General features: G+C 60.1%; 9 protein-coding genes. 1 reads left to right on the top strand and 8 read right to left on the bottom strand.

What is annotated here, in order from left to right:
• Positions 1 to 135 precede the first annotated feature (135 nt).
• A complete protein-coding gene (locus tag AC54XV_RS21080) occupies positions 136 to 375 on the top strand; it encodes a hypothetical protein (protein ID WP_003406313.1) in 240 nt (79 codons plus the stop codon).
• Here AC54XV_RS21080 and AC54XV_RS21075 read toward each other — a convergent pair whose 3' ends face one another.
• From AC54XV_RS21075 to AC54XV_RS21040, 8 genes are all read right to left on the bottom strand, one after another.
• Positions 376 to 999 (bottom strand): flavin reductase family protein, encoded by a 624-nt coding sequence (locus AC54XV_RS21075; protein ID WP_003406312.1) that lies wholly within the window; start codon positions 997 to 999, stop codon positions 376 to 378.
• Positions 1,000 to 1,144: 145 nt separating this feature from the next.
• Complete coding sequence (locus tag AC54XV_RS21070; protein WP_011268785.1) at positions 1,145 to 1,462, bottom strand: hypothetical protein; 318 nt, start codon at positions 1,460 to 1,462, stop codon at positions 1,145 to 1,147.
• A 592-nt stretch (positions 1,463 to 2,054) separates the two neighbouring features.
• Positions 2,055 to 3,380, bottom strand: a complete 1,326-nt coding sequence (locus tag AC54XV_RS21065) for an MFS transporter (protein WP_003363806.1) — start codon at positions 3,378 to 3,380, stop codon at positions 2,055 to 2,057.
• 215 nt (positions 3,381 to 3,595) lie between these two features.
• The gene (locus AC54XV_RS21060) at positions 3,596 to 5,143 is read right to left on the bottom strand and encodes a J domain-containing protein (RefSeq protein ID WP_058399064.1); all 1,548 of its coding nucleotides are present in this window, start codon (positions 5,141 to 5,143) and stop codon (positions 3,596 to 3,598) included.
• Positions 5,140 to 6,834, bottom strand: coding sequence for a molecular chaperone HscC (locus tag AC54XV_RS21055; protein WP_003406277.1), 1,695 nt, complete (start codon positions 6,832 to 6,834; stop codon positions 5,140 to 5,142). Before AC54XV_RS21055 ends, AC54XV_RS21060 begins: the two co-directional genes overlap by 4 nt.
• Positions 6,835 to 7,000: 166 nt before the next feature.
• Positions 7,001 to 9,391: a PAS domain-containing protein gene (locus tag AC54XV_RS21050; protein WP_080396055.1), complete on the bottom strand. Its 2,391-nt coding sequence runs from the start codon at positions 9,389 to 9,391 to the stop codon at positions 7,001 to 7,003.
• Positions 9,392 to 9,614: 223 nt separating this feature from the next.
• Positions 9,615 to 10,949: a sigma-54-dependent transcriptional regulator gene (locus AC54XV_RS21045; protein WP_058399065.1), complete on the bottom strand. Its 1,335-nt coding sequence runs from the start codon at positions 10,947 to 10,949 to the stop codon at positions 9,615 to 9,617.
• A gap of 6 nt (positions 10,950 to 10,955) precedes the next feature.
• Positions 10,956 to 12,713: a sensor histidine kinase gene (locus tag AC54XV_RS21040; protein WP_011268779.1), complete on the bottom strand. Its 1,758-nt coding sequence runs from the start codon at positions 12,711 to 12,713 to the stop codon at positions 10,956 to 10,958.
• Positions 12,714 to 12,758: the final 45 nt, after the last annotated feature.

The following is a 12,758-nucleotide window of genomic DNA, read 5'->3' as shown; positions in this document are numbered from 1 at the left end:
GTTTGAAAGGACTGATTAGAGTGTAGGACAAGGTTGGGTTTTGCGTCGGCTGCCTTATCGCTGCATGCCGCGTGTCGGACGAGCCGAAAGACGCGCTAGAATTCGCGCTTAGACGTATTGGCAGGGTTGAGAGACATGGCACGCAAGGAATACAACGGGTTTGAAGTGGTCTCGGCAGTGATGCCGTCCGAGCAGGGTTATAACGCGGCGATTGCCGTAAAGGCGCTGGGCGCCGGCGGCGCACCGCGCTTCCATGCGCTGCTGCCGGACCAGAAATTCAAGACCGCCGATGATGCCGACCTGGCCGCTGTGCAAGAGCTGCAGCGGCTGGTCGATATTGATGCAGAGGGCGAACCGGTCTGGGCTGACGCCTGATCAGGCGCCTGGGCGGAACATCTTGAATAGCGCTTCCGGGCCGAGCTGGAAGTAATCCGCCGGGCCGCCGCCGCGCAGAATCGGCTCGGCGGCGGCGGTATCGTAAACGCCGTCCTTGAGCAGTGACTTGTCGATGTGCACCGCCACCACCTCGCCGAGAATCAACCAGCTGGGCACCAGTTCCTTGTCGGCGCGTTGCAATTGAATGATCTGCGTGACCTTGCACTCGAACGACACTGGCGTTTCGAGTACGCGCGGCACCGATACGATCTGCGAGGCCAGTGGTGTCAGGTTTGCCAGCTCGAATTCGCTGACGTCCGGCGCCACCGGTGCGCAGCTCTGGTTCATGGCTTCGGCCAGCGAGCGGGTCGCCAGGTTCCAGACGAACTCGCCGGTCTGCTCGATATTATTGAGGCTGTCTTTGCGGCCCACGCTGCAGAACCCGATAATCGGCGGCACGTAGTTGAACGCATTGAAGAAGCTGTAAGGTGCCAGGTTGAGTTTGCCGTTGGCATCCTGCGACGAAATCCAGCCAATCGGGCGTGGGCCTACAATCGCGTTGAACGGGTCGTGCGGCAGGCCGTGACCCTTGGATGGCTCGTAGGAGTGAATAGCGTCTGACATGCTCGGTTCCTGATGGGCTCAATAGTGGATGTCAGCATAGTGCTGCGCATTTGCAGAGGATGCCAGAGGGGCGTGTGTGTTTCATCCTGAGCCAGACATGAAGAAGCCCGACATCGGCCGGGCTTTGGGGGTGTTGCGTGAGCGATCAGCCCAGACGATTGGCGCCTACGCGATCTGCACCGTCTGCAGCAAGACGATTGGCACCGACGTGGTCTGCACCATCGGCAGCCTGACGGTTGGCACCGACGCGGTCTGCGCCATCAGCGGCGAGACGGTTGGCACCGACGTGATCTGCGCCGTCAGCCGATACGCGGATCGAGCCTACGTTAGTGTGTTTGGTACCGCCTTCAGCAACGAGGGTGGCGCTGGACAGGTCGCTTTGAACGTGGGTGGCTGGAAGTGCAAATGCGCTGGAAGCCAGAACGGAGATAGCCAGGCCAAAGATCAGTGTGTTGGTTTTCATGATGATGTCTCCAATGAGTGTCGGGTGAGTTGTCATCCCGGTATGGAGGCAATGCTACGCGCCAGCGGATTATTAAGAAGTTAATAGGATTGCTAGCGATCATCGCTGAAAATGATAGTTGTCTGTAATGCTCTGGTTTCGGGCCTTGCAGGCGGTGTTGCATTATTGTGGTGCAATTCCTGAAAAGTCTTGTAATAAAGGCTCTTGACAAATTTAAAGTTCAGTTTATTCAGGCAGTTATTGCTGAAATTCGGCTAAATAACGCACCGCCCTGTAACACTCTGTTGCAGGTCCCGGATGTAATTGATTGTTTTGGAGCGGCTGATGTATCAATGCGGGCGATGCTATTGATCGTTGTAAGTGAGCCTGAATGACTCTTCTGCCTGCGCGGAGTCCTCAGCGTTATACACACGTCTCGATAAGCCCAAAAAATGGAGTGAACGGGGCGGCGATCCCCATTGCTCATGAAGAGTCAGTCATAACGCTCTATTTCTGGAGGCTGTACCGGCCTCTTCGCGAGCAAGCTCGCTCCCACGAGATCTGTATATAACGATGAGAGCGGAGCCTGGGCACGAGAATCGTCGCAATCCGATCAGTCAGTTTCGATACGCGAGTGTTTGCGGGTGTCTTTCATGAACACATACACCAGCAGCGAGCAGGCAATACAGGCAGTGACGTACCAGTAGTAACCGGTTTCCATCCCGATGCTCTTGAACCACAGCGCGATGTATTCCGCAGTGCCGCCGAAGATCGATACCGTCAGGGCGTAAGGCAGACCGACGCCCAGCGCACGGATCTCGGTCGGAAACAGCTCGGCCTTCACCACTGCGTTGATCGAGGTATAGCCGCTGACAATGATCAATGCCGCCATGATCAGGAAGAACGCACCCCACCATGTCTGAATGGTATGCAGCGTGGTCAGGATCGGTACGGTACACAGCGTTCCCAGTACGCCGAACGCGATCAGGATCGGACGACGCCCGACCTTGTCGGACAGCGCACCAACGACCGGCTGCAACAGCATGAACAGAAACAGTGTCGCCGCTGATATCGACGTCGAGTCGGTGATGCTCATGCCGACGGTGTTGACCAGATACTTCTGCATGTAAGTGGTGTAGGTGTAGAAAGCCAGCGTCCCGCCCATGGTCAGACCGACGACGGTCATCAGTTCCTTGGGATGACGCATCAGCGTGCGCATCAGGCTTTCCTTGGGTTTTTCCTTCTTCTTGCGCGTGAACGACTCGGTTTCTTCCATGCCGCGACGCAGGAACAGCGCGACGATTGCGCACAGGGCGCCGATGACGAACGGGATGCGCCAGCCCCAGGCATACAGCTGCTCGGTGGTCAGCGTCTGCTGCAGAACGATCAGCACGCCCAGCGCGATGAGCTGGCCGGAAATCAGCGTGACGTACTGAAAGCTGGAGAAGAAGCCACGACGTTCCTTGGTGGCCATTTCGCTGAGGTAGGTGGCGGACGTGCCGTATTCACCGCCGACAGACAGGCCCTGCAGCAAGCGGGCGAACACCAGCAGGATCGGAGCACCGACGCCGATGCTTTCATAGCCCGGTGTCAGGGCAATGATCAGCGAGCCGAAGCACATCAGCAGCACCGAGGCCATCAGTGCAGCCTTGCGGCCTTTATAGTCGGCGTACAGCCCCATCAGCCAGCCACCGATGGGCCGCATCAGAAAGCCGACGGCAAAAATCGCGGCGGTGTTGAGCAACTGGGCAGTGGTGTCGCCCTTGGGAAAGAAGGCTTTGGCGAAGTACAGCGAGAAGGCGGCGTAGACGTACCAGTCGTACCACTCGACCATGTTGCCGACCGAGCCACTGAAAATCGATTTGAGACGGCTGGAGGTGGTTTTCTGGCCAGCGGCAGTAGCAGCCGACCCATGAGAGGCGGGATTGGAGGTTTCCATGGTGTTCCTTGTTTTCATTATTTTTGGAAGGAGGCATTCGATGCCCTGCCCGTTACATAGCAGGAGCTGTGCCAGACCATGAAGGCTTGTTCTAGAGCGGTAGGACGACTTTGATGAGCAAGAATCCGCTTATCTGCCCGATTGGGATAAGCGGATTCTTGCCGATGGGAGCGCTCGCCGTAGGGTGTTCTGGTCGATTGCCGACAGAAGACCGCTCAAGCGCTCAGTTTAGAGGAGATCAACAGCGCCGCCATGACGATGCTCAGCGTGCCGATGATCACCATGACTGTGTGCCTTGCATAAAACTGCCGAATCTTCTGCCGGGCAGGCGCCGTCTGAAACAGGTAGCGATAAGGCGACAGGGCGACCCACAGCACCGCCAGCAGCAGATAAGCCAGCAGCGTGCGCGGGCCGTCAAGCACGTGGACAAGGCCCAGAAACAAAAACGGAAGGCCATGCCGCAAGACCAGCGCCTGGGCACCGGGCCAGCTCAGCACCTTGGGCAGTAACTTGCTGCTCAGCCAGGCATCGGCAGGCTCTGCGAGAACCATCAGCGGACGCCATACGCAGATGAAGATGAAAAAGCCGACGGTTGTCCACAGCGATGTCAGGAACAGCGCGACGACCCGCGTTCCCGGATTGTATTCCACCCCTTCAGGCGCTAGCGGAGGGGCCAGCAACGCCAGCAGAAAAGCGCCGATGTAGACCCAGATGAGCGGCGTGAAATCGCTCTGCTCACGCATGAGTTTCCAGGCGTTCAGGTCTGCTTCGGGGTAGCGCTTGAGGATGTCGGGGTAGTGGACGGTCAACTGCTCCTGAATATGCGCGCAGGCGTTCCACACCGAGGCGTCTTGCTTGACCGCGGTACGGATCCGCGCGGCCAGACGTGGCGGCTTGAACATCAAGTGCGCGGCCTTGCCTTCGGCAGTGCTCGGTTTGGCGTCGAGCAGGCGTTGCAGATGCTCGGCGTACTCCACTTCTTCGTATCGATGGCGCAGCGCCTGCCAGAGGTCTTCCGGGCCGGGGTGAAGGTTTTGCTGCAGGTTCCAGCCAAATACCGCGCGCGTCTGTTCCAGCAGGTCAGAGGTCACAGGGTGGCTGGCAATCAGCAACACCATGCACCTGCATTGCAAATGCTCGCGACGCTCCAGCTCTGTCAGCCAGGGCTGTTGCTCCAGCGTCTGAAGTTCTTCAATGAAGCGTGCATGCTGCCCGCTCTCGATGAGTGCGCTGAATGCTTCGAACGCCTCGCGCAATATCGCCTCGGCCAAGGCGTGCTGCTGGTAGCTGCTGATGTGAATGCTTTGCCATACCGTCAGCCAGCGCAGATGCTGAAATGCAGCTTTGATCAACTCGACACGACGCGCCGAGTCGTTCAGGCACTCCAGCAGCAACAGTTGTTGAAAGCGCTCGGCCTGTCCATGCTCCATGGCGAGCTGCTGTTGCTCGAGCAGGTTCTGCGCTGTGGTTTGCCTGACCTGTTGAAGCCAGTCCATGCCATCGGGCTGCTCGATAACGGTCGTTGTCGGAAGCGGTGCAGGCGAGGGCTCAGGCAAGGGCTGGCGCAGCATGACAGGCTGGTCGTCTTCATCTGCGCGTGATCGTGCCCGCTGCAGCGCCTCTTCATAGGCATCACGCAGATTCTGGAAGGCTACCGGGTCTTCATCAGGACGGTTGACCTTCAGTAACCGGGCATATTGGCGTTTGATGCTGCGCTCGTCGGCATCGTTATTCAGCTCAAGTACTGACCAACAGTCGATCATCTTGCGCCCTGCTCGAACGTGTCGACTTCCTGTTTGAGTTGCTTGCGAATTTCGCTGATCTGCCGCTCGTCCTGCGTCTCCAGCACATGCTGGAACTGGGTGGTCCAGTGATCGATAAGTTCTCGATCGCTGCCCAGGCATTCCTGATACAGGCGTTCAAGTCTGGCGATCAGATGAGTGTTGGCCTGTTGTTCGCGCGGATGGACTTTGAGTGCTTCGAGTACCTGAAGGCGCTCCTGTATTTCATCAGGCGTCATCACGCCAGGGTTGTTTTCGATGACCAGCTTGTGACGTTCCCCGGTCAGCTGTGTCATCACGTCGGCCTCCAGCAGGCCGTTATTGTCATAGGTAAAACGCACATCCAGCGCCACTTCGCCGGCCTTCGCCCTGGGGATCGGGATAATGAGCTCGCCCAGGGCGATGTTGTCCTTGACCATACGGCTTTCGCCTTGAAAGATCCGCACCATAACGTGCTCTTGATCATCACTGACGGTCTGCACTGTTTTTACCCGGCTGACCGGTACGACGCTATTGCGTTCGATAATGGGCAGGTAGTGACCGCTTTCATAGCGATTGCCAACTTGCGTGATGGTCTCGATCCCCAGCGTGTAAGGGCACACATCGGTGAGGACGATCTCTTCCAGCGCTGCATCCCGGTGCTTGAGTGCCGCCTGCACCGCTGCGCCCTGAGCGACGATTTCATCGGGATTGAGAGCAATGGAAGGGAAGCGCCCGAACAGGCTCGCGGCAAGCTTGCGGATCAACGGCATGCGCGTCGTGCCGCCCACCAGCAGAATCTCATCCAGATCGGCGACGCGTATCCGCGCGTCTCGAAGCGCACGCTCGGCCGGCGCGCGAAGGCGGTTGAGCAGGGGCGCATAAAAATCGCTCATCTGCTCTTGAGTAATGGTCTTTCGCCATTCCCTGTCGGCGTGACGCAATACGAAGTCGGCACTTGCGTCCTGGCCCAAAGCCCTGCGCACCCGCTCGGCTTCGCGCCGCAAGGCCGGGGCAATCAGCTCCGTTGACGGGAAGTCCGGCTCATCGCGGTGCAGGTTCACAAAGTGCTCGACCATGACCTGATCGAAATCTTCACCCCCCAGAAAGTTGTCGCCCGCGCTGGCACGTACTTCCATCACGCCGTCGAAAAGTTCGAGGATCGAGATGTCGAAGGTCCCGCCACCCAGATCGAAGACCAGAAACGAGGTTTCGCCTTCCTTCTGGTGAAGGCCATACGCAAGTGCCGCCGCTGTCGGCTCGTTGATGAGCTTCTCGACCTTGAGGCCCGCCAGCTCTCCGGCAATACGCGTGGCTTTACGCTGAGCGTCGCTGAAATAGGCCGGAACGCTGATCACCGCTTCCGTGACCGGCTCGCCAAACGCGCGCTCGACATCAGCCTTCAGGCTTTTGAGCACCAGCGAGGACAGCTCTTCGGGGCGGTAAGTAGCAGAGCCGAGGCGAATTTCCTGGGCGCTGCCCATGTAGCGCTTGAACAGGGCGGCGGTTTTTTCCGGGTGGGTCTGCAGGCGTTCGCGGGCTGCCTTGCCGACCAGAATCTGCCCGTCGTCGTCCAGCCCGACAACGCTGGGGGTAAGTGTTTCTCCCAATGCGTTGGTCACCAGCTCGCTGCTGCCGTCGCGCCATACAGCCACCAGGCTGTTGGTGGTGCCCAGATCAATACCGACGATCATCTCGAAAATGCTCCCTGCTCTAAGAGTGTTGCGATGTTTTGCGTGATTCTGAATCAAGGCAACCGGTGTTGTCTTGGTTTTATGCGTCGGAAGTGCCGGGATTCACTCATGCGTATCAGGCATCAGTGAATCCGCTGGCGTGATGAATTGATGCGAATCCATCCCCTCAGTGTTCGCCGCTACGACTCACCGCCTTGTGCAGAATCGCCGCCAGATCGTCTCTGGAGTAGGGTTTCTGCAACAGGTCGAAGCGCTGTGTTTCGTCCTGAGCGATCGTCGCGAACTCAGTGCTGTACCCGGTGGTAAGAACCACCGGCATCCACGGATAGCGCGCTTCGATTTCGGCGTACAGTTCCAGGCCGCTCATCCCCGGCATGGCGATATCCGAGAACACCACATGGAAGTTTTCCGGGTTGCCGGAAAGCTCTTTCAGCGCTTCGGCGGCACTGCTCACCCAGAGTACCTGAAAACCCAGTTGCTCAAGCATGGGGCGGGTATAGGTGCCGATGTCCTGATTATCCTCGACCATCAGCACGCACAGCCCGGGCAACGGGGTGAGGGTGTGGCGATGGTCTTCCTGGACGACTTCGTGATTTTGTGCGCTGGGCAGGCACAGCGTGAAGCGGCTGCCTTTGCCCAGCTCGCTTTCAACCAGCACTTCACCACCCGACTGTTTGGCAAAACCGAATACCTGCGACAAACCCAGCCCGGTGCCCTGGCCGACACTCTTGGTGGTATAGAACGGTTCGAAGATCAGGCCCAGCTTCTCCTTGGCAATACCGGCGCCGGTATCGGTCAGCGATACCTTTACATAGTCACCCTCTATACAGTCACCCTCGCCGAGTGAAGCGGGTTGATCGTCGGCAGGACAGGCAGCACATTCAACCTTGATGACCAGCCGCCCCGCGCCGGACATCGCATCGCGGGCGTTGACCACCATGTTGACCAGCGCAGTATCGAACTGGCTGCCATCGGCGAAGATGAAGCACGGCTCGGCAGGCAGGTCGATGCTGACCTGAATCCGCGCGCCGGTCAGCGTGTCCATCATCTCGCCAATGCGCGCCACGCTTTTGCACACATCGAACACTTCCGGCTGCAAGGCCTGACGGCGGGCAAACGCCAGCAACTGTCCGGTCAGGCGCGCGGCCCGGTCCACCGTGCTGGAAATGGCTTCGACGTATTTGACGCGACGATGCTCTTCGAGGTTTGGCGACTTCAGCAGGTCGCTGCAGGAGCGGATCACCGTTAACAGATTATTGAAGTCATGCGCTACGCCGCCGGTAAGTTGGCCAATGGCTTCCAGCTTCTGCGCCTGATGCAGGGCGTCCTGTGAAAGCCGCAGCGCTTCATTGGCCTCTTCCTCGGCCTGAATGTCACGGCCGACGGCATGGATGAATTGCTTGTCCGGCACGGCCGTCCAGGAGATGGTCCGGTACGAGCCGTCCTGATGGCGATAGCGATTCTTGAAGTGCGGGATGGTGCGGCCGTTCTCCAGCCCGCTCATGGCGGCCAGCGTACTGTCCACGTCCTCAGGGTGCACCAGTGCCAGAAACTGGCTGTCGAGCAGTTGTTCTTCCGACCAGCCGAGGGCTTGCGTCCATGCCGGATTGACTGCCGAGATGATCCCGTCGAACTGCGCCACCAGCATCAGGTCGGTCGACAGCCGCCAGATGCGATCACGGTCCTGGGTGCGTTCGACCACGCGCTGCTCGAGCGTCTCGTTGAGCGACAGCAGGGCTTCTTCAGCGTCTCTGAGCTGGGTCATGTCCCTGGACACACAGAGGATCTTCTCCGGTTTGCCATCCTTGCCGAAAATCGGGCTGACCTGCACGTGCCACCACTTGGTGGTGCCGGCCAGGGTTCGCGCCGAGCCCGTAAAACTGGCGTTCTGACCCGCTCTGGCCGCTTCGACTGCCGCGATGGCGTCCAGATTGCCCTGTTCCTGCCAGAAGTCAGGCCAGGGGCAGCCGCGAATCGCGTTGAAATCGCTGACCTCCATGATCCGCTGACCGCCCTCACTCATGAAGGTCAGGCGCGAGTCCAGGTCCAGCACCTTGATGCAGTCGTTGATGCTCGACAGCACACGGTCCGTGAACGCTTCGTTTTCCGACTGACGTGCTTCAGCCATGACCTGCAAGGTGGTCTCGTTGACACGGCAGAACACGCCCTCGATCAGGCCGCTATCGCCATACAGCGGCGAGTAGGAGAGCGACCACCAGGTCTGCTCGGGCTTGCCATTGCGCACGATGGTGCGCTGAATATTGTCGGAGCGGCGGCTTTGTCCGGCCAGTGCCAGCTCGGCGAGCGGCCGCACGGCTTCCCAGGCATCGCCCCAGACCGAGGCAATGGGCTGCCCCTGCGCCTGTGCTGCCGCGATGGGCAGGACCTGAGCGTAAGCGTCATTGAAAAACAGGGTGTAGTCCGGGCCCCAGAGCAGGTACATGCTGTCAGGGCAATTGAGCATCAGATTCATTGAAGACAGTAGCGCTGCGGGCCATGCTTGCTTAGGTCCCAGCGCGGACGTCGACCAGTCCGTCTCTCGGATAAACCGACCCATTTCGCCGCCTCCCAATGGGAGGTCGAGGGGAGTATTCACGGTAGAAAATGCCCCATCTTTCGGACTGTCAAAGTGAGCTGAATGCCATGCGGGCATGATGTCATTATGCCTCATAAGTATCCAGCCATCACGACCTCATATAGCCGTGAACAGTATGCAGACCCGGCGCTGCAGGAAATGTTCGGTTATCGCCGGAACAAGCTGTACGGAATCTGCGCAGCCCTCATTCGAGGAACGTTTCGCGTACCAGAGCATGGCGCTGCATCTTCTCGTTCAGCGTCCTTCGAGGCAGTTGCAGCTCATTGAGCACCGCCTTGATGTCGCCTTTATGACGGGCCAGCGAAGCGCGCAGGCATTGTGCTTCGAAGGCTTCCTGACGCGCCGCCAATGAATGTCCCTGCCATTGAGTATCAGGTTGCGGCAGGGCCTGCTCCAGACCCAGCGCCTGCCGCTCGGCGGCATTGGCCAGCTCGCGCACGTTGCCAGGCCAGTCATGGCCGAGCAAAAGGCTCAGGCGCGCTGCATCCAGCGCGGGCGCCTCCCGGCCCACGCGTTCGGCGGCGGCGCGGGCGAAGTGGCTGAACAGTTGCGCGATGTCTTCAAGACGCTCGCGCAGCGGCGGCAGGCGCAGCTCGGCAACGTTCAGGCGATAGGCCAGATCTTCGCGGAAGCGCCCGGCACGCGCTTCTTCGAGAAGATCAGGCTTGGTCGCGGCAATGATTCGCAGGTCGACGTCGATACTCTGATTCGAGCCCAGCCGCTCAAGGCGCTTGTCCTGCAGAACGCGCAGCAGCTTGACCTGCTGTGCCATCGGCATGCTCTCGATTTCATCAAGGAACACCGTGCCGCCGTCGGCATACTCCAGACGACCGATGCGTTTGCCCTGCGCGCCGGTGAAGGCGCCGCTTTCGTGGCCGAACAGCTCGGCTTCGAACAGGTGCTCCGGGATGGCCGCGCAGTTGAGTGCAACAAAAGGTCTGGCGGCGCGCGGCCCGAAATCATGCAGGCAGCGAGCGACCAGTTCCTTGCCGCTGCCGGTTTCCCCGCGAATGATCACATTGACCGGCAGTTGCGCCAGTTCCAGCACCTGGCGGCGCAGTGTCTGCATGCCGGGCGATACGCCGAGCAGCGTGGCGTCCAGGCGGGTTCTGGCATCGGCCTGCTCATGCAGGCGGCGGTTTTCCAGCACCAGTTGGCGTTTCTCGAGGGCGCGCCGCAGGTTGCTGATCAGGGTTTCCGGGCTGAAGGGTTTTTCCAGAAAGTCATAGGCCCCTTCGCGCATCGCCTCCACGGCCATCGGCACATCGCCATGACCGGTCAGGAGGATGACCGGCAGGTCGCGGTCTGCGTCTTGCAACCGGGTCAGTAGCTCCAGACCGCTCATGCCTGGCATGCGCACATCGGTCAGCACGACGCCCGGGAAGTGTTCCGGTAGGTGCGCCAGGCACTCTTCGGCGCGGGCGAAGACTTGCACCTCGAACCCCGACAGCGTCAGCCATTGTTCGACGGCTTGCCGAATGGGCGCCTCGTCGTCTACCACGATGACCGAATTCAACATGCCGGGTCAGGCCTCCAGAAAGTCGTTGGGCAGGCTGAACCAGAATTCGGCGCCGTCCGCATGGTTTTGCGCCGTCAGTTGTCCGCCCAGTTCATGAATGATGGCGTACGACACCGCCAGGCCAAGGCCCAGACCATCGCCTACCGGTTTGGTGGTGAAGAACGGATCGAAAATGCTGGGCAGATTTTCCGCAGCGATCCCGCTTCCGTTGTCCCTGACGCTGAGCCGCCACTGATTGTCGAGGGCGTCGATACGCACTTCAAGGCGCCTGGAGCGGCACTCGCGCATGGCGTCCAGTGCATTGCGCAGCAGGTTTATCAGCACCTGCTCCAGGCGGATGGCGTCGCCGCGCACCCATGCCGGGCGTGCCAGATGCAGGATGCAGTCGACGTGTTCCTCGCGCAGGCGCGGGTCGAGCAACAGCAAGGCCTGATCGACCACCGTGGCCAGGTCCAGCCTCTCGCGCAGGCCGCTGGGGCTCTTGCGTGCGAAGGTCTTCAAATGGCTGGTCAAGGCGGCCATACGTGTCAGTTGCTGATCGACGGGAACCAGCGCTTTGCAGGCTTCATCGATGCGGCCTTGATCGAGCAGCAGTCGCAGGGTCGCCAGCTGCATACGCTGGGCGGTCAGCGGCTGGTTGATTTCGTGGGCCAGCGCTGCCGACATCTGCCCCAGCGCCGCGAGTTTGGCCGACTGCACCAGACCGTCCTGCGCGGTGTGCAGATCGCGTGTGCGCTCTTGCACCAGGCGCTCCAGTTCATCCCGGTTGCGCTCCCTCAGTCGCGCCAGTCGCCAGCGCTGATAGAGAAACAGGCTCAGAAATACCAGCGCCAGCCAGATGCCTGCGGCGGCCAGTCCTGCGTTGCGCACATCCTCGCTGGACGCGGGCGGCTTGCGCAACAGGTGCAGGGTCCAGTTCTCGTCCGCAAGTGGCAGCGACTGCCAGAGATAGTCCGTGGTGCCGTCCGGGCCGTCGACACGGCTCAAATGGCTGTTTTCGCTGAAGCTGTCGATGACCCGGCTGCGCAGCGGTGACAATACCTGCTTGTCGTACTGGCGGGTGCGCAACAGGGTGGCACGGTCTTCCACCGAGATCGGCTGCAGCTCGCGATAGCGCCAGCCTGGTTGATTGGCGATAAACACGATGCCTTTCTCATCGCTGACCAGCAGCAGGTCGCCGCCCTTATCCCACTCCTGCTCGAGGCTGGGGAACTCCAGCTTGACGACCATCGCCCCCATGAACCCACCGGTATCATTCAACACCGCGCTGGACAGAAAGTACCCCGGAATTCCGGTGGTCACCCCGACCGCATAAAAGCGCCCGGTACCCTTGGCGCGGGTCTGCAGGAAGTAGGGTCGAAAAGCGTAGTTGTGACCGACATAGCTGTTGGGCGTGCGCCAGTTGCTCGCGCCAATCGCCAGACCCTGCAGGTCGAGCAACTCCAGCGTCGACGAATGAGCCGCGTTGTTGATTTTTTCCAGCTTGAGGTTGAGTGCGTTCTGTACTTCACCGGTTACCGGGCCGCTCAGCGCGGCACGAATTTCCGGGTCCAGTGCCAGAACGGAGGGCAGGGCGCGGTAGCGCTCGATCAGGGTGTGCAGGGTATTGGCATACAGTGCCAGTTGTCCTTCGGCACGCGCGGCATCTTCAGACATTGCGTGACGCTGCGCCTGACGCATCGCGAGCCCGGCGCACAGGGCTGCACCGGCCAGAATCAGCAGCACGTACAGGGTAATGCGCCAGTAGCGATGCTTGAGCGTCATGTCGCAGCCTGATCGGACCCTGTTGGCGCGTTCCCGAGCGACTGC

This window comes from Pseudomonas fragariae (ex Marin et al. 2024) (genome assembly GCF_059621105.1).
The sequence above is the reverse complement of the archived record's forward strand: the minus strand, read 5'-3'. Positions and strand labels throughout refer to the sequence as shown.